Genomic DNA, 24,765 nt, shown 5'->3' with positions numbered 1-24,765 from the left:
TATTTGTAATTGTCTATAAATTACCATGATATTGAAATATTTAATAACTGATAATAACAGGGACATGTTATAGTTTTTAACTATAAGGGGTATAATTGAGAAAAATTTAGGGGATAAGGCTTATGCGAATTCAACAATTGCAGTATCTGGAAATGATTGTCAAAACGGGTTCTATCAACGAAGCAGCAAAACGACTTTACCTAACGCAACCAAGTTTATCGAACGCTATTAAAGAGTTAGAAAATGAAATGGGTATCAAAATCCTTATGCGAAGCAAACTTGGCGTGACACTAACCGATGAAGGACGTGAATTCATGATTTATTCGCGGCAGGTCCTTGATCAGGTGCAATTGTTAAAGGGGCGTTATGAAAAAAATACCGTGCAAAAGCAGGCTTTTTCAGTTTCGGCGCAGCATTATGCCTTCGTTGTGCATGCGTTTGTCGAGTTGATTAAGACGGTTCAGGCTGACGAGTATCAGTTCACTTTGCGAGAGACAGAAACGGAAAATATTTTGACTGATTTATCGAGTTTCAAGAGTGAAATTGGGATTTTGTATCTCAACACCTTCAATCGCCGGGTACTGGAAAAATTATTCAAGGAATACGACCTCGAATTTACTCCGTTGTTCAAGGCTTCACCACACGTTTTTGTGGGCAGGCAGAATCCTTTAACGAAGAAGTCTCGTGTCACGCTAGCTGATTTAGTGGATTATCCTTATTTATCATATGAACAAGGCGATAATCATTCGTTTTATTTTTCAGAAGAGATTTTGAGTACATTAGATAGAAAGAAAAATATCAAGGTCAGTGATCGAGCTACGATTTTTAATTTGATGGTAGGTCTGAATGGTTACACGATTAGTTCTGGTATCATCAGTAATAAATTAAATGATGATAAAATTGTCGCTATTCCTTTAGATGTCGATGATTCAATGACTTTAGGCTGGTTGAAGCACCGTCAACTGGAATTAAGCCCGATTGGAAAAGATTATTTGAAGATGTTAAAAGAACATATTCGAGGCTACGGATTCGATATTATTGGCGAGGATGTCTAGTAGACGATTATTATTTTTCCTAAATGCAAGCCGGGCGTGTACAATAGATAATGAGAGGGGGTAATACCATGGCAATGAAACCCCAAAAAATCGTAAAAATATTGAAGAAACATGGGTTTGTAGAAAAATCTCAAAATGGTTCGCATTTGAAAATGTATAACCCCGAAACTAATGTCACGTTACCAGTCCCAATTCATCACGATAAGGAACTGGAACATGGAATTGAAAGTAAAATTTTGAGACAAGCCGGTATTCGTTAAAAAATAAATAAGGTTATATAATAAACAACTTCGTAATTGAAAACGGGTTGTTCATTATATAGCCTTATTTTGATTAATTCAAAATTTCATCTTATTCTAATAGTATGGTTAAGATAATAAAGAGAGAGAAAGGATTGATTTAAATGGCAACGATTTATGATTTTTCAGAGACAGAAATGAATGGCTTTCAAATTGACTTCAAAGATTATCAAGGCAAGGTTTTGGTAGTCGTAAATACTGCTAGTAAATGTGGATTAGCTCCACAATTGAAGGGTTTGGAAGAACTTTATCAAAAGTACCACGACCAAGGATTGGAAGTTCTCGGTTTACCATCCAATCAATTCCACCAAGAATTAGATAGCGATGAAGCAACTAGCGATTATTGTCAAATGCACTATGGAGTTACTTTTCCGATGACTAAAAAAATTGCCGTTAATGGTGAGGATGAAGATCCATTGTTTACTTATTTGAAGGATATCGGCGGTCATGGTCGTATCAAGTGGAATTTTACTAAATTCTTGATTGGTCGCGATGGTCAGTTGATTGAACGGTTTGCTCCGGTTACTAAGCCTGAAAAGATGGAGAAACAGATTGTTGAGGCTTTGGGGAAATAAATATAAATATATATGGATATTAAAAAAGTTCTGGCACATATTAAAAAATAAGTGTCAGAGCTTTTTTTATTGTGGATATTATCTCTTTTTGTGTTTCATCCGGTTGCGCTTCTCTGCAATATAGTGGAAACGAGTTACACAAGCCAGCTACTTCCGGTTAAGCCTATTTCCCAAACCGCTTGCAAAGTACGCAAGCAATTCGTGAAATTGTCTTAATCCTCGGTAGCTCCCGGGCTTGTTTCACTCTCTAGTTAAAACGAGTTACACAGGGGCAACTACCTGCACCTAAGGCTATTTCCCAAATCACTCGCAAGACCAGCGAGCAATTCGTGAAATTGTCTTAGGCTCCGGTAGCTGACCGCCCCTGTTTCACTCTCTTATATTTCACTCTCTTACATCGATGCAATACGCTCTAGTAGGTGATTCTCCTACTTCTAATCTTACTAATTCAGCGTTCAATTCTTCTAATGCTGGATTGAGTAGGTTGAATAGCCATACGGCTACGTTTTCTACTGCGGGATTGATGGTTTTGAAGTAGGGTAGTTCGTTGAGAAATTTTCCGGAGAAGGTGTCGAAGATGCTTTGTAGTTTGTTATCGATGTCGTTGAAAACTATCATGTGGTCGTTTTTGCTGTGGATTTCGCAAACAATTTCCCAGGTGTGATTATGTTGTTTGCCTTCTCCATTTTCCCATCTCATAGCGTGGCTGGCATTTACGTAATATTTTAATTTGTAGGTATGATATTGTTTGCTCATTGATTATTTCTCTTTTCTTTTATTACGTTTCAAGTCTTCTTTGACAACGTTGATGGTTCGATCAAATTCTACTTTGAAGGGTTCAGAATTCCATTCGGAAGTGGTGGTCATGCTGTTTAAGACGCCGACTAAACGAATCAAGGCACAGATGAAATTGTAGATTGGTAGCGTGATGGCGACCCACCATTGTTTGCGATAAAACTTTTTCTCCTTGGGAAATTCTTTTAATAACTCTAAAACGCAGAGATAATTGAGAAATTCGACCAAAATGTATAGCAAATAAATGATGAAATAAGACATTCCCATCATGATTGGTGAATAACGAAAGAAGAGAAGCACGATACTGGCGCATAGCCAAATCATCCGTGGAAATAGGAAGGTGTGATCGATTAAGAGCCGACGCACCATAAAGTTTTTAAAAAAGTTTTTTATACTCAAATCATTAGCATATTGATGAATGACTTCGACTTCGCCACGTTGCCAGCGTTGACGTTGGGTGTACAATTTTGAAAAATCCTTGATAGGCTCAATATAAAAAATGGCATTGGCACAAAGACCGACCTTGCGCTGCATCCGTTGCCGCAGTTGAAAAGTCATATCCGTGTCCTCGCCAATCGTGTCAATATCGTATAGGAAAGTATTCAAAACGGCTTCTTTGCGAAAGGCAGAAAATGCACCTGACATGGTGAAGAGGTGGTTATTATGCGATTCCATTGTGCGTCCTGACAAGAATGCTTGAGCATATTCGAAGTACTCGTTGTGTTGTAAAAATCCACCAAATTTTTTTAGCGAACGGCGTTGGGTCAAAATCGTTCCTGTTAATGCGGAAATGTCATAGTCATTTTCAAATCTTAATACCATGTTCATCAAAGCATGTTTTTCCAAAATGCCATCGCTATCGATATTGATGATATAAGTTCCGATTGCTCCATAAAGGGCTGCGTTTAAAGCCTCAGCTTTGCCTTTTTCAGTATGGATCAAACGAAGATTCATATCAGAAAAAACATTTTGCGCATGACCAAAGACTTGGAAACTATCATCGGTACTTTGATTGTCAGCTAAAATTACTTGAATCAGTTCAGTTGGATAAGTGGAATCGTGAATTGATTTGATGCAGGCAAAGAGGGTGTCTTCAGAATTATAAACGGGAATCAAGACTGAAATCATAGGCATTTTATCAGGCATAATCATTTTCTGGGGATGTTTGTTGTGAATCATAATTCTAATACTAGATATCATTGAAGGGATGATTTCAATGACGATGGGGATTAAGGCCCAGGTAATCCAAAAGCCCATTTTAAATAAGGTAAGATTTAACCAATAGCTCATGATTTCTCACCTCTCTTAAATTTATTTTGGATTCTTTTGACGCGTGATTGGAAAGCTGCATACAAACTCCGTGAAATTTGTGAATAGGTAAAGACGTTGTAGTAGAGCGCAATCACTAAGATGTAAAAGATTAGGCGTCCAATAATTGAGTGTGCCAAAAAGAAAGAATCGCCACCGAAGAAATGGACGATGGTAATAACGATTGCGAGTCTGATTACATTCGCTAAGTATATCCAGATGATTCCTAAAAAACCGAAAAAGGTTCTTTCGTGACGGTTAAAAATAGGATAGAAGATGGTCAAGCTGATAAAGGCCATTGTTTCAATGATTCCAGAACATTCATAATCAATAGTCATCGTTAGGGGATTGGTTGGATTATTGATACTGATCAATCCATAGTGATTCATCACGGTACTCATGTGCGTTAAATCGCCAAACCAACCGACGCCATTGATGACAGCATGAGTAAAAAACCAGACCCAATAGGGTGTACTGAAGCCAATTAAAATAAAAAAGAGTCCGGCCGTTCCCACAATAAAATAAAAAGCGGGAACGTGAGCTCTTTTTAAAACGGATAATAAATATAACCAGACAACTATTCCAACTAATAAGTATACGTTCGCAAGCTATCCTCTCTTCTTGAAGCCAAAGCCAGTTATTTTTAGAACACTAATAATAGCAATGGTAAAACCAACGCTGGCTAAAACGATTGGTCCCGTACTGCCACCAGATGCTTCTAGTGAACCAGTCCAAAGATTATTATTGGCTAATTTGATTGTTTGACCACTGGTATCTGAAACGCCTTTGAGTTTGTCTAGGGGAATAGAGGCTTCAAAAACATAGCCTGTTCCTTTGTAATCAGAGCCATCGCCATTTTTTTGGTTGATAGTTTGTCTTGAGACATAAGCGTTGTTATTTAAATTTACATTTAAGTCATCACTGGCGTAAATATTCATCGAAACAGCTTTTTTTTGATTAAGATTTAAGGTAACAGTTTGATGATTATTAAAACTAATGTAAAATACTTTGTCACCGACTGTTAAGGTGTAGCCATCTGGTTGAAAATTAGTATAGCCACCGCTTAGTTTAGGATTCATCAAAACATATAAATAAATATTTTTGCCATCAGTTAAAAACGAAACGTATTTAATATTGTCGTCATCGCCTTTAATGGTCATGGCATGTTTAGTTTTATCTTTCCAGTCATCAAAATTGCCGTCAATCTTAATTCCTAAATCGCTTTTTTCATTGTTATCGACAGGCAATTGCGACGAATCAACGGTTGCAGCTTGAGTTATCGAACCTGTAAAAATTATTCCCAAAAAGAGGCAGATAATTGTACTTATAAAGACAAAGAAGCCTTTGAATTTCATTCTTATCCCCCCATATTTAAATAATTATATTCTCTATTCAAATTTAGTATATTACCTATTGGTTTAGAAAGTAAAGCTAATCTTTACTAGTCTTTGTCCAACTAAATAAATCGTGTAATTTTTGCTTTGTGGCATGAAAATTTAACGTTGCTAAAATGAGAAAAGCTGGCAAGAACTGAATCAAGTAGCGACTTCTGCCACCTTCAAAAATCAATAAGAAAATAAAGCCGCCGATAATAGTTAAGCGCATGATTTGCGTAATTTTACGAGTATCGTCCCAAGCAAAGAAAATTATTCCCAAGCAGATACACCAAAAAATCTGCGCAATGAAACGGAAATCGCCTAAATTAGTTCCGTATAAGTAGATGAAATTATCAATTACGCCGGCAACTCCATGCTGTTTAGGAATAGAGCTGCCATGGATAAAGTTTCCTTCTTTGATCCAAGCAAAAGTACCGTCAGCACTATTGTTGCCTTGTTTCTGCAATAAAAATTTTACATAACCAAAAGGTCCCATTTTTTTCAGACGCTTCTTGATTGAGTGAACGGAATAATCGATTCGGGCTTGTTTGCTGATGGTCGTCGCCATTTTGAAGGAATCTTTTTCGTTATAGCCGCCATCGCCCGACAATCCCATATTGATGAAGTGGACGATTGGTTTGGCGCGGAAAGTATTAACTCGGATATAAGTTTGTTTTTGAATGGACTGATTAAAAACGTGATATCCGCCATATGCACTGCCGGCCACCAAGATGACAAGAAGAAGCGTTGCCCACATTTTCCTAGTCGAGACGAGTAAACGAAGCAACTCAACAATCAAAATAGCAATCGCCGGAATTATGCCTGATGGTTTGACGAAATAAGCACAACTGATAGCGACGCCGAAAATTATTGCGACAGGTAGTTTATAAATAAAATTAACTTTAGTATAGGAAATAAAACAATAACATAATAAATATAAAGATACTAATGGTAAGACCCAGGTGTCGGTTTAGGGGACAAGAATCATAGGGAATAAAATGAGCCATAGAGCATGAAGATACATAGCGAGAGGCACTTTTGTTTTATCGATTAGACCGATGCTAAAAAGATTAAATATGGCAGAAAGATCAACTAAAATCAAAGTCAGATAATCAAAAAACAGCCAAGAGGTCATCTTAAATTGAGTTGCAAACCAGTGTTGAATCAAAAGCAAATTAACGTTGTTGGGATTGACGCTAAAATAACCAATTGTATTGATATTACGAGGATTTGTCAGTCCATAGTGAATAGCCCCAACGTCAAATCCGATGGCGGGATGCGTTAATTGAACAAAAATTATTTGAAGGACGATAACGATTAGCAAGAATATAGTAGCAGTGATTTTATTATTTTTTATAAAGATTTTATAAAAGAACTTATGTGCAGTTTTACTGACATATAGCAACAAAAAAATTGCTCCAGCCAGCAAAAGAAAGATTGTCGAAACTGCAGTAGTGCCAATTTTAGTTACTGCATTATCTCCCAAAATAAGATTGGGAGAGGTTAATGCAAAAAAAAATGTCAATGTAAATAAAATATAAAAAATTACTTTTAAGCTGTGATTACTAAAATTAAATAGTTTTTGTCGCATTCTTGCCCCTCATTACCCCATTTTTTCAAGCTTAACCTAAAATGGGCCATTGGTCTAGCTATTCTAAAACACAAATAGACAGAAAAAAATCGTTGGTTTCATTTATCGAAATCAACGATTTCTTATTAATATTATATATTTTTAGTTGCTGACTGAATCAGAAACGGTCCAAGTCAAGGTACCGGTGTATTTACCAGCATTGCTTGCTCCCAGTTGTTTCAAGAGCAATCCGGAGTTATTGGTCCAATCGTCAGCAATATCTTCAGTCGAGCTGGTTTCATGTGAAGTGGTGTCTTCATCAATCATGGTTGGAGTTGAACCAATAGCAGCGTAATTGGAATCGGCAGTCTTACGATAAACCAAGGCTAGATTGCTGTCTAAAGTTTTCCCATTTAAGTACAAGCCATTAGTTGATACGTTCAATTGCCAAGGTTCACGCAGACTGGTTACGCTGAGATCGAAGTCGCTGTTACGTTTTAGATACTCGGTGGTATCGCCTAAATTAATATCTTTGAAGTTTAAGTTCTTAGAAACGGTCATGCTCAAAGACTTATTCGGCTTAGTGTCAACGATATAGGTAACGGTATTTGAAACGAGTCCATTTGCTTGGTCGATAGCCTTGATCGTAACTGTCTGAGTTGAATTTTCAGTGAAGATATTCCAAAAATCGGTATCGTTATCGATTAAACTTTTTAGGTCGATAGATTGATTATAGTCATCATCCGTGGCGGTTGCGCCAGCAGTATAAGTTTTATCTCCAGCAGTGATTTGATAGATGATGTTAGTTCCTGTCGTGTCATCGCCAAAGCTGTGATTGTCGCTATAAGTTAAGTCTGTTACTAAATTTAATGCGGAATTATCAGCCTTATATAATAGGTTGAGATTGGAACTTCCGGTATTATCAAGTTTTAAACTATACTTTTTTGGTGCCATAATTGTAAAAGCAGGCGAGTTGGTTGTAGCAATGTTGTTGGAGCCAGTGAAGGTTGCAGGCTTGGTACCAACGTTAGTGTCAGAATTGACTTGATTAGCAGTGGCAGAAATCTTGATAGTTGCTGAAGTCCCAGTTGCACCAGAAGAGTTACCAATAGTTTTAGCTAAAGTGTGTTTCAAACTGCCATCAACTAATTCACTGGAGCTGATTGCTTCAGTCGTCTTGTTGGCATCGTTATAAGTAATGTAAGCAACGTTGCCATTAGCATCTGGTGTCACTGTGACATTATCGGGAATTTTAATTTGAGCGGCGATATCCTTCCAATTTTCGTTACCACGGATGTAATTTAAATCGTAATTTAAACTAAGTGAGTCACCACCAGCAACTTTTTTATCGGTTGAATCTGAAGTGATAGTTTTATTCAAAGTGTTGTCAGTGATTGAAGCATCAGCATCGCCGTAAAGCAATTCAGGAATGGAATCAAAGGCAACCAACTTCGTGGCAACGCTTGTGGAACTGCCATTAGCAGCAGTGAAACCCCAACGAACCTTGCCATCAGTCGTATTCAATTTAGTCGTATCGACATCGATTGTATCGTTGATCCGTTGGAAATTGGTGCTAGTAGTGTTGTTGTTATCAGAACCATCGGTACTTTTATCGTTATATGAATATTCAAGTTTAGCAGTGGTGCTGCCAGATTCAGCTGGAATCCATTTGATAGTGACGTGATGCCAATAAATTGGATTGCCACTAGAATCGGTATCATTGATCAAATAAGCTGCTGTTGGTTTGATGTGAACTAAGTCATAACCAGTGTCGAAAGGTACAAATTGGTTTTTCATGGTCGAGTTGGCTGTTAAATCAGCTGGTTGATAAGAATCAGCTAATCCAGGATAAGTTAAGGCGATGTGTCCGTAAGAACCACCAGCACCATAGCGAGCATCGCTTGGAAATCCGAGGTTAACTAGATTGGAAGTAGCGGTACCTAATTGAGTATCGTAACCGTTTAAAGAGTAATAAGTGTAGAGTGATGGGAATGACTTGCCATTATTATTGATAGGCTTATTGGATGTATCATAAAAATTATTTTTCTCAGTATCGAATTCCAAAGCGACACTATTTTGAACAGCGGTATTTTTAATGTAGCTTTGTTTAGCATTAGTTCCACTGACTAGAGTAACTTCGGAAGCGTCATAACCATAAACGCCTAAGCCTTCAAGACCAGCGCCCAAGGCTGCAACGCCGTTATCATCATTTTGCAAAACGAAGGCGATTCCTTCACTGTTGATATCAGACTCGCCATCGCCTGAACCAAAGTACATCCAAGCTGAGATAGTTTGTTCTTTGTTAATGTCAAAAGTTTTATCATTTGACCACATTGATCCATAAGTATTATTTGAGTTAGCTAGAGAAATGATATTGCCACTGTCAGAATTTGCCCCTGTATTATCGACGATTTGGGCAGAATTGGTGTCATAGATATCTTTTTTGTCGTAGACCTTAGGAGCAGAGTTAGAGAAATATTTATTAATACCTATCCCCTTAGGAGCGTCTTTTAAGACAGCCAAGTCAGTACTGTCGGTTAAATCGGCAGATGCAAGGTTGGTATTAAATGAAATAAATAAAAGTAACGAACTTATGATAAGCAAAAGACTGACAAGAATCTTTTTTCTCACAATTATTCCCCCAAATAAAAACAATCATCTTTATTATTTCATCTATTGTAGCACCATAAATGAAATAATATATTGTATAAAATGGCTTTAATAATACATTATTTTGCAATTTGTAACGTTTTGTTTAGGATTAAGGAAAAGATGATTTATTATTTGATAATCTTAGTATTCAATAAAATATTAAAACCAGCCAAAAAAACTTCAAAGTATTGTATGATGACTTTGAAGTAAAATGAAATTTAATTTTTGGAGGTAACAACGTGGAATTCACTAAGATTGATTTAGACACTTGGACTAGAACAGAAGTTTTTAACCACTTCATTGATCAAAAAACGACTTATAGTATGACGCACAATGTTCCAATTGATAGGGCTCTAAAATTCGTTAAAGAAAATCATTATAATTTCTATCCTCTATTTATTTTTTCAGTTTTAAAGGTTGTCAATTCAAATTATTTATATCGCATGGCTTTTAATGACCAAGGAGAATTGGGCTATTGGGATAGTTTGGTACCATTTTATTCAATCTTTGATAACAAGACGGAATTGTTCTCGAATATTGATACTGAAAACACCTATACCTTTGCTGAATTTCATCGTGATTATCTTGATGATATTAAGCAATATCAAGGCACAGGCAAACTATTCCCTAAACAGCCAGTTCCACAAAATGTCGTCAATATCTCGATGATGCCATGGGTCAACTATTCTAGTTTCAATTTGAATATTGGAAACAACGACAAGTATCTCTTGCCAATCGTGACAGCTGGTAAGTTTGAAAAAGATATCCATCAAAAAAGACAATTGCCGGTCACATTCCAGATTCATCATGCCGTTTGTGACGGTTATCAAACTGGACTATTCTTCAATCGTCTGGAAGAATTGTTGAGCCAGCCAGAAAAGCTTTAGACCATTTGTATGAATTTATAAAGAAGACTATAATTGAAAATACTGTTAGTATTTTCTGTAAGAATAAGGCAGTGCACAATGCGAGGCCTTATTTTTTATTGGTAAAAAGATTTTGTCATAGGAAGAAGCAAGGGGAATGAGCAGAAATAGGAAAATATTAGTTACTTTTGCGTTGGTTTTGTCGAATATGATGGCAGGACTTGACGCTACGATCATTAATACTGCATTACCAGCAATTATTAGTGATTTGCATGGTATTCAGTATATGGGTTGGATCGTTGCCATATTTTTATTGGGGATGGCCGTTTCAACACCGTTATGGAGTAAATTTGGTGAGAAAAAGGGTAATAAGACAGCCTATATCACCGCAACAGTCGTCTTTATGATTGGAGCTTTGTTTCAAGGATTAGCTCCTAATATTATCTGGTTTATCACCGCTAGAAGTGTCATGGGAATCGGTGCTGGTGGAATGAATACAATTCCATTCATCATCTATTCGCAGATTTTTAAAAATATCAAACGGCGGGCACAAGTTATTGGGCTTGCTTCAGCCGGATTTAGTGGAACATCCATTATTGGACCGCTGATTGGTGGTTGGATCGTTGATACATTCAGTTGGCACTGGGTCTTTTACATCAACTTGCCATTGGCCTTGTTGTCGATTCTGATTATTTCATTCTTCTTCAAAATTAAAGAAACACTCAACACGAGTAAAGTCGACTATCACGGTGCTATCTTGATGGTCCTAGGCTTATCTTCAATTTTAGTTGGTATCCAGTTGCTTGGAGTCGCCTCAATTTTCTTGACCTTATTGTTTATCGTTATTGGTGGCTTCTTGATTTTTTGGATGTCTCGTGTCGAGAAAAAAGTCGATGATCCCATCGTTCCTAATCGTCTCTTCAAAAATGAGAAATTGGTCGTTGACTTGATTTTATTCGCACTCTTATGGGGCTCTTTTGTCGCCTTTAATATTTATATTCCGATGTGGGCTCAAGGTATCATGGGCTTGAGTGCTTTAGTCGGAGGAATGACGCAGATTCCAGGAGCTATTTCTAACTTCATTGGTTCAGAAATGGAACCTTTGATTCAACGCAGAATGGGTCGTTATGAAATTATCGGTATTGGTGCGATTGCCTTTTTAATCTCTTTTGCAGGTTTATATATCGCCAAGCAAACAGCCAGTTACACATTCTTATTAGTGATGGGAGTGTTTGAAGGCTTCGGCGTCGGAATTTGTTTCAATGCTTTATTGCTTGCAGTCCAATTCGATGTCGATAGTCGGGATGTGCCAATTTCAACCTCATTTGCTTACTTGGTCAGAATTTTAAGTCAAACATTCATGTCTTCGATTTATGGAGTTATTTTGAATTTGGCTTTGATTCGTGGCGTTAAGGCAAGTAACGGTCACATAACGATTAGCGTGATGAACAAACTCAGCAATGCTGCTGATGCTAAGTTTTTGCCTAAGGCTTATCTTCCTGAAATGAAGGATATTTTCTTCCAAGGGATTCACAATATTATGTTGATGGCTTTGTTGATGATTGCAGCGGTAATCGTCATTTTGATGTTCTTATTTAGAAGAGAGCATGCTAAGAATAAAGATAAGAGTAAAAGTGCAGTTCAAAAAGTGGCTTAAGAAATAAAAAGGACTACGAATTTTTTTATAAATTCGTAGTCCTTTTGTTTTAAAAGACAGTTTTAATTCCCATAATAACCAAAACTATCGCAATAAAATATTGAACTAAATAAGCGTATTTACTTTTCGATAGAAAATGTTGAACGACATAAGGTGCAATCAATGCTCCAATGGCAGCTCCGATAATTAAGGGGATTCCGGCTTGCCAATAAATACTGCCGGTCGTGAGATGTAAGGCTGAACCTAATACGCACATGCCAACTAGAACATAGGAAGAAGTAGCTGTGGCATTGAAAGTATCTAATCCTAAAATTAACAAGCCAGCTAGAACAGGTCCACCACCGCTGAGTCCAGCGACACCAACCATTAGTCCACTGATAAAGCCATAAACGGCCGCCGCAAATTTACCATGTTGTTTCTTTTTCTTAGTTTTCTTAAATTGTTGAACAAATATTCTGATTCCTAAATATACTAGAATAATTGCAATTAACCATTTGTATAATTGTTCAGGAATATACGGTGCTATGATGGAACCAATGATAACAGCTGGCAACGAAGCAAGTAACATCTGATTTCCTAAACGAAAATTGACTCGACCTTGTTTGATATAGGCTATTACTCCAATGATTAAAGGTGGGACAGCTGTAACGACTGAAGTTGCAGCAGCTGTAGCTGGAGCAAGATTAAAGGAAGACGAGAGGATTCCTAAGTAAAAAGCCGCACCGCCGCCACCTAGAGCGATAACGATCGTTCCAATCAAGATTCCAGCGATAATAAGAAAAATTGTAGTCATCTAAAGAACTCCTTTAACTGGATTCTGAAATTGATTTAGGTTATAGTGCAGTTACATGATGTAATTACACATTACACTTTGTAATTGTAGAACAAATGTCATAAATTTCAAGTGGGAGGTTTTGTTTTGACGACAAGAATTTTATCAAAAGAGAAAATAGTTCTCGCAGCAGTCGACTTGATCAATCATCAAGAAAATCTGACCTTTACACGCTTAAGTCGCATTCTAGGAACACGCTCACAAGCACTTTATAACTATTTTCCAGACGTGATGGCTATTAGAATTGGCGTAGCTATTCATTTTTATAATGATTTGTATCAAAGATTACAAGCAGATTTGTTAGGATTGTCTGGTAAAGAGGCTATCAAAGCCTTCAATAAAATATTTGTTCAGTATTCCTTATCCCATTATCCAGTGGCGCAACAAGTCATTGCAATTCCCGCTGGCAAACTTCACAATGATGATTTAGATGCTGCTATTTTAAAAATACGTAACATTGGGTTGAAATTATTGAAGCCGTTAGTACCTGATAAGAAATCACGCTTGGTAATTTCGCGAATGTTGCGTAATTTGATTATTGGCGAGATTGTTCATATTGGCAACGGTCGGTTTGATAATAAGACCATTTCAGCGGCTGATAGTTTTGATCAGATGTTAAATATTGCTTTATCAACGATTTAATTCAATGAAAAAAGATTCAATCAACGTAAAAATTGATTGAATCTTTTTTATTTGTTATAGATTTTTTTCAAGCCATTCAAGTCAGCTTGAGATAATTTAGAAACGCCTTGATCAACTGGATACATCACAGAATTAGTATAAGAACTGTGCGCCAGTCCTAAGGCATGGCCCAATTCATGAACCGCAACGGAATCTTTAACTGACATAGTTGGATAGGTCATATTCAATCCAGCTTGAGCAGTATTGATTGCGTAATTGTTCAGTTGCAACGCAGAAGGGCCACCATTTCCTAATTCGATGTTACTAGACATGATGTTAGCGATTTTTTTGTGATAGATGAAAAAAGTTATACTGTTTTGATTCGATTGACCTTGACCAGGAATCAATTTCACCAGTCCGGTAGCGTTATAAGTGTTGACCGCATCTAAAAATACCTGGCGAGCATTTTCTGGTACATTGTCTTTAAAGTGATAATAGTAAGTTCTGGAAGTAGTCATCCCCTGTAAAGGCGATTCAATCGGTGTGGTTGCTTTGCCGACCTGACTTTCAGTAGTAGTTTTAGTAGTAGTTCCACTGAGCTTTTGTTCAAGATTGACTTTAGTTAAATAAAGATATGGTTTAAGTTTTTTAGTAGTCTGCGCGACTTGTTTTTCAAGTTTAGGGACTATCTGAGGATTTGTCTCAACGACCACAAAAACAGCGGCCAAAAGGATTAACCAAGTAATCCAAGAATTCTTTTTCATTAAATACTCCCTTAAATTATGTTCTTTGTCTTAGTAATGATAGTTTTTTAAGTTACGCTTGTCCACTTAAAAAAATTATAGGTACAGAAAGGTAAATCAGAAGGTATTAAAATGATAACTTTTTTCGATTTAAAAAAATAGTCAATTTGAAATTTATTTTAAAATGTTATTTATCATTTAATAAAGCAAAATAAAATTACAAATTATTGTCCATTAAAAAAGGACAAAAGCAAGATAATGTCGTTATTTTTTAAATTTATTGGAATAATAAGCCCTTGTCTGTGGGCTTCATGAGATGTTCCTCAGACTATAAAATAAGTTCGAATAAATATTGACTCCATACGTGTTTAAACATATGATATAAGCGTAATCAAAAAAAGACAAATCTATTAAAAAAGGGAATGACTGCTATGAACAATCAAACATTGCTTTCATTAGTTGCACCCGCTGACGGTAAGTTGCTGACGCTGTCAAAAGTGCAAGATCCTGTCTTCTCACAAGGGTTGATGGGAGAAGGGTTCTCAATTGAACCTAGTTCTGGAAATATTGTTTCACCCGCAGACGGAGTAATCACACTCGTTTCAGAAACCAAACACGCTTTTGGTTTGAAGACGAGCAGTGGTGCAGAAATCCTCGTCCATTTAGGAATCGATACCGTGGATTTGAAAGGAGAGCCTTTTGAAGTCTCAATCAAAGAAGGCGACCAAGTAAAAGCTGGCGATTCAGTTGTTAAGATGAACTTGCAAATGATTAAAGATGCCGGTAAGCAAACAACTATTATTTTAGCGATTACTAATAGTAAGGATATTTTAGAGGAATTGATGACAACTGGCTTTGATAAAGATGTTAAAGCTGGTTCAACAGTTGCTGTTGCATCATTGAAATCAGTTCAAAAGAAAGTCGTTAAAAAGACTGGCGGCAAGTACGATGAATTGGCTGCTAATATAGTCGAAAATGTTGGTGGCGTAGAGAATATCAAGAGTTTGATTCACTGTATAACGCGATTGCGTTTTTATCTAAAAGATGATTCTAAAGCAAACGATGAATCAATTGAAAATCTTGATGGCGTTATTACGGTTGCTAAAGCTGGCGGTCAATATCAAGTTGTTATTGGTCAAGCTGTAACTGATGTCTATGACGCCGTTATTGCCCAAATTGGAACACAGTTTACTGATGATTCTGCAACAGCAGAGGCGGTTGCGGAAACGACTGACAAAGCTGATAAGGTCCATGACTTTTGGCCAAATGTTAAACGTGGTGCCAGCAACTTCATTGGTGTTTTGACCGCTTCTATGATTCCTATCATCGGAATCTTGGCTGGTTCTGGTATTTTAAAGGGTATTTTAGCGGCCTTGACTGGTTTTAAAGTGCTCTCAACAACTAGTGGAACTTATATCCTCTTAAACGCAATCGGGGATGCAACATTTTACTTCTTGCCAATTATTTTAGGATTTACTGCTGCTAAGAAGTTAGGTTCGGATCCAATCGTTTTAGCAATTGTTGGTGGAATTTTAATTTATCCACAAATCGTCACCTTAGCTGGCAAAGCTAGCACAGCCTCAACCAGTTTCTTAGGCATACCCACAACTTTAGTTGCGTACACTTCATCTGTCTTTCCGATAATCGTTGCAGCTTGGTTAGGAAAATACGTCGAGCAGTTCTTGAAAAAAGTAATTCCTACCTATATTAGAAGCGTCTTCGTTCCAATTCTTGAAGCTTTGATTTTAAGTTTAGTTATTATTATTGGTGTTGGCCCAATCATTACTGTTTTGAGCAAGGGATTGTCAAATGGTCTTGTTTCAATTTACAATTTCAGTCCAACGCTTTGTGGATTCGTTATCGGTGGTATTTATCAGACGATGGTTATCTTCGGTTTGCACTGGGGACTTATTCCTATCGTTATTAACGACATTGCCACGAACGGACACAGTTATATCAATTCAATTCTTTCCATAACGATGGTCGCTCAAGGTGGCGCTGTTTTAGCAGTCTTCTTGAAAACTAAGAATAAACATCTCAAAGAAATGTCTCTAGCAGCAGCCGTTTCAGCCTTTTGTGGCGTTACAGAACCAGCGTTATATGGTGTCAATTTGAAGTATAAGAGAATTTTTATTGTTGCAAGTATTGCCAGTGCTATCGGTGGTGCTTTGACAGGCTTCTTAAGAGTTGACAATTATGCTTTATCCGGTGCTTTGATAGGTTTCCCAGCCTTTATTACACCAGGAGTCGGAATTGGTAGCAACTTCTATGGCTATCTGATTTCGCACTACGGAACCTTAGTAATTTCCGTTGTCCTAGTTTATTTATTTGGATTTACTGATAAAATGTTGGTAAAGAAAGGCGATCCAATGAATCTAAATAATGTGAAATTAGCATAACAACAAAGGAGATATGAAGATATGAAAGCAGAAGAAAATAATCTCACTATCTCTAATCATGATTTTAAAGTAAAAAGTTACTGGCTTGACCAAGTTGCCGATTTTGGTCAACCAGTCGATTATCCGATAGTCGTCATTTGCCCTGGAGGTGGATTTACCTTCCATTCGCAAAGAGAAGAAGAACCCGTGGCTTTGCGTTTCAATTCATTTGGGATGCACGCGGTGGTCTTAGAATATAAATTAATTGATAAAGAGCCGGTTTATCCTCTGGCCTTGCAAGAATTGGGCAAAGTTATCGACTGGATCAATCAGCAACCCGCATCACGCCATATTGATAAGCAAAGGATTATTTTAGCTGGATTTTCAGCTGGCGGTCATATAGTCGCAGCCTATAATGGGATTGCGACTGATGAAAAATTACGTAAGAAATATCATTTGGATCAGTTCAGCGGTCAACATGCTGCAGCAATCCTGGGATATCCAGTAATCGATATGACAGTGAAGGGCAGTTTCCCTAGTGATGATAAAGTTCGTGAAGAAATCACTCCCGATAAGGCTTTGTGGAAAACTCAAGATTTATTGAACAAGAATTCTAAACCAGTCTTTGTTTGGCAAACGAGAACTGATGAACTGGTCAATGTCATTAATTCATTGATGTATGTTGAAAAGATGAATCAACTAGATTTGCCGGTTGAATATCATTTATTTGGTTCAGGCATCCACGGTTTAGTTTTTGGAACTTATGTGACTAAAAAGCCAGGTAAGGATAAATATCTCAATGCTTGGACTGCAAAATGGATCGAGTTAGCTCTAAATTGGCTTGAAATGATGAAATTAATAGGATAGTTAAACTTTAACTAATGTTTTCTGAAGATTCTCAACAAATTTATAATAATTTGTTGAGGGTCTTTTTTTTTGCGTTCTGAAAGGGTTTGGAAAAACGATTTTAAAATTGAAAACGTTTACTTTCTCAGACGCCTTGTTATATTATTTTGCATTGTTATACTAAAGTGGTTTTAAGACAAAGGAAGGTGAGTATTTATCGTTTCTTGAATGAAGTAATATTTCGGCTATCTGCGAGGATAGCGTAGCAATGAATTCAAATTGGAATCAACGCGAAGGGAAATATTACTCATGAAATCTAAAAAGTTTTTAGGATCCATATATTTAATTATTGCTTCAGTAATTTGGGGAGCAATGTTCGTCGTCGTAAAAGTCATTGTCGACGAAGTTCGTCCAATCCAACTAGTTTGGTTAGAATACTTAATCTCACTAGTATTTTTGATTGGATATTCTGCACTAAAGAGAGAAAAATGGCATATCAATTGGCGTGATCTGAGATTGATTTTTTGGATTGGACTAATTGGTAACACGATTTCTCTTGTTGCCCAAGAAGCAGGTACTGGTCTAGCAAATGCTCAGACTGCTTCAGTTATCACATCAACTATCCCAGCCTTTATGATTATTTTTGGCTGGTTGATCTTAAAAGAATCGCTTGATAAGGTCAAAGTATTTTCAGTTATCATGGCCATGTTAGGTGTCGTTTTGATCGTAGGATTAAAGATGTCTGGTAGTAATGTCGTTATGGGAATTCTCCTATTGCTGCTTACTTCAGTGACTTGGGCTTTAATGTCAGTTCTTATTAAAAAAGTAAGGACGTACAGTTCTTTACAAATTACTATTATGTCAACTATAGTAGCTGTAGTCTGCTTGACGCCATTTATTTTGAGTGACATGAAGTCACTTACAAGCATCAATTTCTTGGATCCGAAAGTCTTCTTGAGTTTACTTTACGTCGGTGCAGTTTCAACATCTGTCGCTTATGTAATGTGGAATAAAGGACTTAAAGTTATCAGTGCTAGTTCATCCGGTCTATTTTATTTGATTCAACCAATCGTTGGCTCATTTTTAGGCTGGTTAATGTTAGGAGAACAAATCTCATTCGGCTTTTTGATTGGTTCAATCATGATTTTAGCCAGTGTTTGGGTCTCAGTTAAGTTCGACGGTTCTTCACCAGAAGAAGCTCGACTTGCTAGTGCTGGCAACAACATTTAAATTATGCAAATTATCGAACGAATCCTTTGTGGATTCGTTTTTTTTGTTCCATAAATAGACGTTATTTCACTCATATGTTTAAAATGTATAAAAATTTCTATTGAAAAAACGTGTCATGTTTATAAAAGATGCTATAATCTAGCCTTAACAGGTTTCCTCAAGAATTGAGAATGTTCCGATTGTCTGTGATTGTGGATGGTCCCGCTGTGAAGTTTATGAGAAATCCAGTGAAAAAAGGAATAGTACGATGAATACAAATAAATTAATTGGTTCAATATTGTTGAGCGTTGCCGCCTGCATCTGGGGTGGAACCTTTGTGGCTGTGAAAGTTATCGTTGGTGAAATTCATCCAATTCAATTGGTCTGGTTACGGTATTTTGTGGCCATTATTTTCTTGATAGCTTTCTCGTTAATTAGAAGAGAACATTGGCACGTTAAAGTTAAAGACCTAAAGTGGTTTGCTTTAATTGGTCTAACTGGTTATGCCGTATCGCTGGTCGCTCAAGAAACTGGAACGTGGTTTTCCAGTGCCCAAACGGGAGCGGTCGTAACCTCTGCAACACCAACATTTATGGCAATATTTGCTTGGTGGATTCTCAAAGAAAAATTAAATCATATGAAAATAATTTCCGTCATCATGGCGACTTTAGGCGTCTTGATGATTGTCGGTATTCACTTGACTGGTAAACATATTTTAACTGGCGTGGTTTTATGGATTGTCGCAGCATTGACCTGGTCTTTGATGTCAGTTTTGATTCAAAAAGTTTCTGATTACAGCGCCTTACAAATTACGATTATTTCTACTATCATCGCCATGCTTTTTTTGACGCCGTTTGTTTTAAGAGACGCTTCAGCATTAGAAAGCGTGAACTTCTTCAGTCCCAAAGTTATTATATGTTTATTTTACGTTGGAGCTTTGTCGACCGCTGCAGCTTTTGTGATGTGGAATAAAGGTTTGACGATGGTAAATCCAAGTGTTTCAGGACTGTTCTACCTCTTGCAGCCAATCGTTGGTACTTTGTTAGGTTGGTTACTTTTAGGAGAAGACATCTCATGGGGCTTTGTGGCCGGATCAATTATGATACTAGCAAGTGTCTGGGTATCGATTAAATTCGCATAGAAAAGCAAAATAGGTGGTTTCAAGGAAAATATTTCTTGAAATCACCTATTTTTATTGATTAATTATTCTGATTTGTGGATGTCTCCTAAGATGTCATGTCCAGAGAAATCAAAATCCATATAAGGTTTATTTTTAGTTGGTAAATGTTGTTCCAAAGTATCGAACTGTTGCAATTCTACGTCACCGGTCGCGCTCTTAAATGACAGTAGATGACCACCAAAATCACGTTGATCTGATAAGAAATGATGGTGGAAGCCACCGACTGCAGCACCGTCAAAAATTTCGGGTGAGTAATAGCTCAACAAAGTACCCGTGATATCTTTTTGTTCAAAAATGCTTTGACTTGCGGCAGTTTTGGCCAAGGTATCATATGGCTTGGATGACCTTTTAACAGCTCTAGTTTGCGCGTAGGAAAATTCGCCGTGCAGTTTAATTGAGAAGAAGGTATTGGCGCTAGTTAGTGACAAAATTTTCTTCTCTAAATCGGCTTGTTCGATGTTTTCCACAGAGGTTAGTTTGTGGTAATCAGCCCAATGAATATTGGCAAAGGGAAGCGTGAAATTATCGTCGACCAGATTGACTTGGCCACGATGATCGACTTGGTAAGGCTTGCCATCTAAGATAACCAATTCGCCATCTAAGCCTTCGCCAGTACCGATTCCGGTATCGCCATGAGTCAATAATTCTTTCATAGTGATAGTTCCATCGAGGAGTCCTGGGACTAATAAAGCAAGAGTTCCGTGTTGATAGAGGATATTCGTATTTGACATAAATAAACTTCTTTCTAGTTAGATTAAGGGGTTATTTTAATTTAGAACATCGTCGACAAGTTTGGAAGCTAATTTGATGTTGTCTGAATAGTCGACAGGAATGTGAAGAACTACTGGTCCTTTTGTAGCAAAGGCTTTAGCAAGCATTGGTTCCAAGTCTTCAGTTCTTTCAACGCGCATGCCTGTGGCACCGAAACTTTCAGCATATTTGACGAAATCGACATTTCCAAGTTGAACGCCAGCATCATGGCCATATTTAGCAATCTCTTGGAAGCGAACCATATCGTAGTAGCCATCGTCCCAAATCAATTGCACGATATTTAAATGCAATCTGACAGCTGTTTCAAGTTCTTGACCAGAGAAGAGGAATCCTCCATCGCCAGCTACAGAAACGATTGGTTGTTCAGGGCGCTCAAGTGCTGCAGCAATAGCCCAAGGTAAAGCTACACCAAGTGTTTGCATACCATTACTGAAGAGTAGGTGTCTTGGTTTGTAGCTTCTGAAGTGACGAGCCATCCAAATGTACAAACTACCAACGTCAACAGTTACCGTAGTATCGTCGTTGACTTGATTTTGAAGAGCATGAATGATTGCTAGTGGGTGAATTCCGTTTTTATCGGAGTGATTTTCAGGGATGGCGTCTTTTTTAGTGAATTTTTCCTGTTGCTGTGCTAAATGTTGGTGCATCTCTTGACTCAAGTCGATATCTTTTGGCAATTGCTCGCTGATTTCATCAAGAGTTTTGGCAATATCAGCTTGAACAATCAAGTCTGGTTGATAATCACTGGTGATTTCTGGTGCGATACTATCGAGACTAATGATTTCACCAGTTCGGCCAACGTTCCAATTACGGGCCTCATATTCAATTGGATCATAGCCGACTGCGATGATTAAGTCGCTTTCTTTGAGAATCGTATCGCCGATTTGATTTCTAAATAGTCCCACACGGCCGTAATAGTTCTTTTCAAGGTCACGAGAGATAACACCAGCTCCTTGGAAAGTCTCAACAACGGGGATTGAGAATTTATGGAGAAATTTGTGTATCTTGTGGGTTACTTCATTGGTAGATGAACGCATTCCAGCTAAAATTACGGGAAGTTTAGCTTTTTTAATCTTCTCAATTATTTGGTTGACCGTGTCTTGGTCAGCTCCACCTAATTCTACGGGTGAAAGACTCTTAATAGTAGGACGTGTGACTTCATCATTTAGGACATCTTGTGGAATTGAGATGAATGCTGCACCTGCTTTAGCAGCAGAAGCTGTTTGGTAAGCGTTTGCAAAGGACTCCGACAAATTATTAGCGTCCTGTACTTCCACGCTATCCTTAGTTGCAGCTGATAATAGTTCTTTACTTGAGATACTTTGGTGGGTTAATCTAGCAATATCATTTCGTGGAACTTGACCACCGATAGCAACAACGGGATCTCCTTCAGCGGTTGCAGTAATTAGACCAGTAGCTAAGTTGGAAACACCAGGACCTGAAGTAGTAGCGACTACTCCTGGTTTACCAGTTAAACGTCCAATTCCTGCTGCTATAAAGGAAGCGTTTTGTTCGTGACGAGTGATGATTAATTTGGGTGCTTTAGGATTATCATTGTGTTCTAGGGATTCGAAGAGCTGATCTATTTTAGCTCCAGGAAGTCCAAAAACGTATTTGACTCCTTGATTGATCATAGTTTGAATCAATTCTTGAGCACCATTGACTTGTTTTGCCATTATTTCTAACCTCTTTTTTTATTTAATTTTGTTCTATAATTAATTATAGGTAAAAAAGTAAATCATTCGTGTTGATTTGTCAACACAAAACTTTTCATTGGAGTGTAAATGAATGAAAAATATCGGTTATTTAGCACAAGATATCTCTATCCTACATAGACAATATTACAAGGATACGCGGTCCCAATTCAATCAAATTAACTTAAATCCGACTGCAGCTTGTATTTTATTGTCAGTTGGCGATTACGAAAACATCAGCCAAAATAAAGTTGCTCGACTATTGGTTATCGATAAGGGATTGGCAACTAGAGAAATTAATAAAATGGTCAAATTGGACTATTTGATTAAGAAAAATGGGGCTGGCAAAACTAAGGTTTTGACTTTGACTGACGAAGGTAAAAAAATCGTTGATACAGTTCAAAAAATTCGTAGTCAATGGTGGGAAGACCGTTTTGCTAAATCCGGAATCACACCAGATAGTCCACTAGTTTCTTCTATTGAGGCTGTTGTTTCAACTATTGTAAACCCTGAAGCTGAATAAGGGTAACCTGTAACGTTATATATAACGAAAAAAGCGTTTGACAACGCATGATTTCATCATGTGTCCTCAAACGCTTTTTTGCATTTCACTGACTTTTTCAATTCGAATCATTTTCGTAATATTCTTAGGCAAGATTTGTTTCAAATTATTCCGTAAATTCAAGACCACCATTGAGTGATCATAATTATTAATATTTAAAATTTTAATATCATCAGATAATTTAATATCTATATTATTCAAAATTTTAAATAAGTAATTATCTTCGGTGAAGTTGATAATTTGGAAAGTTTCGTTAGAAATGTTTTGATTTGCAAGCAAAGAATACTTCGAAAATTCTTGAATTGAGCAGTTGATAGGAATCGTATTCCCGTGTGGGCAAGCTTCAGGGTAGTCTAAATAGATGTTTAAGCGGTCAATCAAAAGTGAATCAGGATGATCAGACAGCTTAGTAGCTTTTTCGTAAATCTCGCTCAATGGAATATCCAGTTTTTCATAGAGCCATGTTTCAATCAGACGATGTTGCTGAATCAAAGGAATCACAGCATTTAAGCCCTTTTTAGTTAATTTAGTACCATAGTACTTTGTGTATTTAACTAAGCCTAATTTTGATAAATGTTGTGTTCGATCTGAGATTGAGGCTTTACTAACATCAGCCTTCACCGCTAGATCAATATTGCTGACATTTTGGAAACTGCCACCTAGTTCAAAAATAAGTCTTAAAAAATTCAGGTCATTCATAATTTTCACCACTTTTTGTTATTTAAGGCGTGTTTCTTCTATATAAGCCTTATTTGGAATGTCCCTTGAAAATCCGGTCATCAGCTAGCAGTAGATTGGTAAAAATCCTTGAATACATACCAATCAACATTTCCGATGTAACCCAACTATCGCTGAGATAATTTTGATTATTGACTTCGTTTATTTTTTCTTCTGGTGTCGTGTTCTTCATAAAGTTTCCCCCCATAAGTTATGAATAAAATCTTTTATTAGTCATTCCTAATAAAGATATAGAAGAATATTAAAATAATACGGATTGTCCATAATTAAATAAATATTCTTTATTAATAGACAATAAACCCCGTCGCTAACGTTTTTAATATATCATATTTATTTTGAATAAAATAGTTAAGAAGGGGGTAAACTTTTTTAAATATACCTCATAATATGGTCTTGAAACGCAGTGTAATAGGCAAGTAACCGTTTTCTAATTTTTTGATAAATATTCCTAAAATGTATTTTTTTATTAGGTGACCTTAAAAAATAGTTTACATCCTATTAAATTGGGGTAGAATGGTTTTTGGAAAGACGAGCAAAGATAAATCTTGTCTTGAGAAAATATATTGGAGGACAGACCAATGTCGAAGCAAAATAACACATTTGAACGTGTGTTAGTCGGTGTTGATGATTCGCCTGATGCACAATTAGCATTTAGATATGCTATGCACCGTTGTATCAAAGATGGATCAACATTAATCATCACTTCCATTTTGGAAAGTGGCGAGATGAATGTATATCAAGCATTGACTAAAGATTACGTCCATGGTGAACGCGATGAACTTGAAGAACATATGAAAGAATATCGTCAGATTGCATTAGATGCCGGAGTTAAAAAGGTCGAACTTATCGTGGCCGAAGGGGATCCCGGTGAAACAATCGTTAAAGACGTTATTCCATCTGCTGAAGCAGATCTTTTGGTTATTGGCTCATTATCGAAAAAAGGTATCAAGAAGTATTTTGGTTCACAAGCAGCATATATGGCGAAATACTCACCTATTTCAATAATGATTATTCGCTAAAAGATATTTTAATAAAGTT

Annotated in this window: 24 protein-coding genes and 1 pseudogene; 12 read left to right on the top strand and 13 right to left on the bottom strand. The window is 37.0% G+C overall.

What is annotated here, in order from left to right; all coding sequences use genetic code 11:
- Nucleotides 1-122 precede the first annotated feature (122 nt).
- The 3 genes from FHL05_RS01715 to FHL05_RS01705 all read left to right on the top strand — a co-directional run bounded on the left by FHL05_RS01715 (nucleotide 123) and on the right by FHL05_RS01705 (nucleotide 1,929).
- Complete coding sequence (locus FHL05_RS01715; RefSeq protein WP_153385663.1) at nucleotides 123-1,055, top strand: LysR family transcriptional regulator; 933 nt, start codon at nucleotides 123-125, stop codon at nucleotides 1,053-1,055.
- Nucleotides 1,056-1,123: 68 nt separating this feature from the next.
- A complete protein-coding gene (locus FHL05_RS01710) occupies nucleotides 1,124-1,315 on the top strand; it encodes a type II toxin-antitoxin system HicA family toxin (protein ID WP_153521891.1) in 192 nt (63 codons plus the stop codon).
- A 143-nt stretch (nucleotides 1,316-1,458) separates the two neighbouring features.
- Nucleotides 1,459-1,929: a glutathione peroxidase gene (locus tag FHL05_RS01705; protein WP_153385665.1), complete on the top strand. Its 471-nt coding sequence runs from the start codon at nucleotides 1,459-1,461 to the stop codon at nucleotides 1,927-1,929.
- Between the two features lie 384 nt (nucleotides 1,930-2,313).
- On the opposite strand, the gene FHL05_RS01700 is transcribed toward FHL05_RS01705, so the two are convergent.
- The 7 genes and pseudogenes from FHL05_RS01700 to FHL05_RS01670 form a co-directional block, all read right to left on the bottom strand.
- Nucleotides 2,314-2,685: a 6-carboxytetrahydropterin synthase gene (locus FHL05_RS01700; RefSeq protein WP_153385666.1), complete on the bottom strand. Its 372-nt coding sequence runs from the start codon at nucleotides 2,683-2,685 to the stop codon at nucleotides 2,314-2,316.
- A gap of 3 nt (nucleotides 2,686-2,688) precedes the next feature.
- Nucleotides 2,689-4,014, bottom strand: a complete 1,326-nt coding sequence (locus FHL05_RS01695; protein ID WP_153385667.1) for a TIGR03111 family XrtG-associated glycosyltransferase — start codon at nucleotides 4,012-4,014, stop codon at nucleotides 2,689-2,691.
- Nucleotides 4,011-4,634 (bottom strand): annotated as a pseudogene (gene xrtG, locus FHL05_RS01690) (exosortase family protein XrtG); the annotation flags it as partial. The pseudogene xrtG and the gene FHL05_RS01695, both read right to left, overlap by 4 nt.
- Before the next feature lie 6 nt (nucleotides 4,635-4,640).
- The gene (locus FHL05_RS01685; protein WP_153521889.1) at nucleotides 4,641-5,387 is read right to left on the bottom strand and encodes a Firmicu-CTERM sorting domain-containing protein; all 747 of its coding nucleotides are present in this window, start codon (nucleotides 5,385-5,387) and stop codon (nucleotides 4,641-4,643) included.
- A gap of 76 nt (nucleotides 5,388-5,463) precedes the next feature.
- Complete coding sequence (locus FHL05_RS01680) at nucleotides 5,464-6,165, bottom strand: glycosyltransferase family protein (protein ID WP_153521887.1); 702 nt, start codon at nucleotides 6,163-6,165, stop codon at nucleotides 5,464-5,466.
- 213 nt (nucleotides 6,166-6,378) lie between these two features.
- Nucleotides 6,379-6,999 (bottom strand): glycosyltransferase family protein, encoded by a 621-nt coding sequence (locus tag FHL05_RS01675; RefSeq protein ID WP_153521885.1) that lies wholly within the window; start codon nucleotides 6,997-6,999, stop codon nucleotides 6,379-6,381.
- Nucleotides 7,000-7,140: 141 nt separating this feature from the next.
- The gene (locus FHL05_RS01670; RefSeq protein ID WP_153385669.1) at nucleotides 7,141-9,609 is read right to left on the bottom strand and encodes an autotransporter outer membrane beta-barrel domain-containing protein; all 2,469 of its coding nucleotides are present in this window, start codon (nucleotides 9,607-9,609) and stop codon (nucleotides 7,141-7,143) included.
- 260 nt (nucleotides 9,610-9,869) lie between these two features.
- Between FHL05_RS01670 and FHL05_RS01665 the strand changes: the two genes are divergently transcribed.
- Together FHL05_RS01665 and FHL05_RS01660 are read left to right on the top strand one after the other, a co-directional pair.
- Nucleotides 9,870-10,517, top strand: a complete 648-nt coding sequence (locus tag FHL05_RS01665; protein WP_162000158.1) for a CatA-like O-acetyltransferase — start codon at nucleotides 9,870-9,872, stop codon at nucleotides 10,515-10,517.
- A gap of 136 nt (nucleotides 10,518-10,653) precedes the next feature.
- Nucleotides 10,654-12,153, top strand: a complete 1,500-nt coding sequence (locus tag FHL05_RS01660) for an MFS transporter (RefSeq protein ID WP_153521883.1) — start codon at nucleotides 10,654-10,656, stop codon at nucleotides 12,151-12,153.
- Nucleotides 12,154-12,202: 49 nt separating this feature from the next.
- On the opposite strand, the gene FHL05_RS01655 is transcribed toward FHL05_RS01660, so the two are convergent.
- Nucleotides 12,203-12,946: a sulfite exporter TauE/SafE family protein gene (locus FHL05_RS01655; protein WP_153385671.1), complete on the bottom strand. Its 744-nt coding sequence runs from the start codon at nucleotides 12,944-12,946 to the stop codon at nucleotides 12,203-12,205.
- Nucleotides 12,947-13,072: 126 nt separating this feature from the next.
- Between FHL05_RS01655 and FHL05_RS01650 the strand changes: the two genes are divergently transcribed.
- Nucleotides 13,073-13,627: a TetR/AcrR family transcriptional regulator gene (locus tag FHL05_RS01650; RefSeq protein ID WP_153385672.1), complete on the top strand. Its 555-nt coding sequence runs from the start codon at nucleotides 13,073-13,075 to the stop codon at nucleotides 13,625-13,627.
- A gap of 47 nt (nucleotides 13,628-13,674) precedes the next feature.
- Here the strand turns inward: FHL05_RS01650 and FHL05_RS01645 are convergent, their stop codons facing one another.
- On the bottom strand, nucleotides 13,675-14,370 hold the full coding sequence (locus FHL05_RS01645) for a M57 family metalloprotease (protein ID WP_153385673.1): 696 nt from the start codon (nucleotides 14,368-14,370) through the stop codon (nucleotides 13,675-13,677).
- A gap of 401 nt (nucleotides 14,371-14,771) precedes the next feature.
- On the opposite strand from FHL05_RS01645, the gene FHL05_RS01640 reads away from it, so the two are divergent.
- From FHL05_RS01640 to FHL05_RS01625, 4 genes are all read left to right on the top strand, one after another.
- A complete protein-coding gene (locus FHL05_RS01640) occupies nucleotides 14,772-16,748 on the top strand; it encodes a PTS sugar transporter subunit IIABC (protein ID WP_420360961.1) in 1,977 nt (658 codons plus the stop codon).
- A gap of 21 nt (nucleotides 16,749-16,769) precedes the next feature.
- Nucleotides 16,770-17,594 (top strand): alpha/beta hydrolase, encoded by an 825-nt coding sequence (locus tag FHL05_RS01635; RefSeq protein WP_153385675.1) that lies wholly within the window; start codon nucleotides 16,770-16,772, stop codon nucleotides 17,592-17,594.
- A 288-nt stretch (nucleotides 17,595-17,882) separates the two neighbouring features.
- Nucleotides 17,883-18,803 carry a DMT family transporter gene (locus FHL05_RS01630; RefSeq protein ID WP_153521881.1) on the top strand — a complete coding sequence of 307 codons (921 nt, stop codon included), beginning with the start codon at nucleotides 17,883-17,885 and terminating at the stop codon, nucleotides 18,801-18,803.
- 247 nt (nucleotides 18,804-19,050) lie between these two features.
- Nucleotides 19,051-19,923: a DMT family transporter gene (locus FHL05_RS01625; protein ID WP_153385677.1), complete on the top strand. Its 873-nt coding sequence runs from the start codon at nucleotides 19,051-19,053 to the stop codon at nucleotides 19,921-19,923.
- 62 nt (nucleotides 19,924-19,985) lie between these two features.
- Here FHL05_RS01625 and budA read toward each other — a convergent pair whose 3' ends face one another.
- Both budA and alsS read right to left on the bottom strand, forming a co-directional pair.
- Nucleotides 19,986-20,693: an acetolactate decarboxylase gene (budA, locus tag FHL05_RS01620; protein WP_153385678.1), complete on the bottom strand. Its 708-nt coding sequence runs from the start codon at nucleotides 20,691-20,693 to the stop codon at nucleotides 19,986-19,988.
- Between the two features lie 36 nt (nucleotides 20,694-20,729).
- The gene (alsS, locus tag FHL05_RS01615; protein ID WP_153385679.1) at nucleotides 20,730-22,409 is read right to left on the bottom strand and encodes an acetolactate synthase AlsS; all 1,680 of its coding nucleotides are present in this window, start codon (nucleotides 22,407-22,409) and stop codon (nucleotides 20,730-20,732) included.
- A gap of 112 nt (nucleotides 22,410-22,521) precedes the next feature.
- Between alsS and FHL05_RS01610 the strand changes: the two genes are divergently transcribed.
- Nucleotides 22,522-22,950, top strand: a complete 429-nt coding sequence (locus FHL05_RS01610) for a MarR family winged helix-turn-helix transcriptional regulator (protein WP_153385680.1) — start codon at nucleotides 22,522-22,524, stop codon at nucleotides 22,948-22,950.
- 66 nt (nucleotides 22,951-23,016) lie between these two features.
- Here FHL05_RS01610 and FHL05_RS01605 read toward each other — a convergent pair whose 3' ends face one another.
- Nucleotides 23,017-23,688: a metal-dependent transcriptional regulator gene (locus FHL05_RS01605; RefSeq protein ID WP_153521879.1), complete on the bottom strand. Its 672-nt coding sequence runs from the start codon at nucleotides 23,686-23,688 to the stop codon at nucleotides 23,017-23,019.
- Nucleotides 23,689-23,737: 49 nt separating this feature from the next.
- Nucleotides 23,738-23,899, bottom strand: a complete 162-nt coding sequence (locus tag FHL05_RS01600; RefSeq protein ID WP_153385682.1) for a hypothetical protein — start codon at nucleotides 23,897-23,899, stop codon at nucleotides 23,738-23,740.
- A gap of 406 nt (nucleotides 23,900-24,305) precedes the next feature.
- Here FHL05_RS01600 and FHL05_RS01595 point away from each other — a divergent pair, with 406 nt between their 5' ends.
- Nucleotides 24,306-24,746, top strand: coding sequence for a universal stress protein (locus FHL05_RS01595; RefSeq protein ID WP_162853724.1), 441 nt, complete (start codon nucleotides 24,306-24,308; stop codon nucleotides 24,744-24,746).
- Nucleotides 24,747-24,765: the final 19 nt, after the last annotated feature.

The sequence above is a fragment of the Companilactobacillus halodurans genome (assembly GCF_009600995.1).
GTDB lineage: Bacteria > Bacillota > Bacilli > Lactobacillales > Lactobacillaceae > Companilactobacillus > Companilactobacillus halodurans.
Note: the sequence above shows the minus strand (reverse complement) of the source record. Positions and strands in the feature narration are given on the sequence as shown.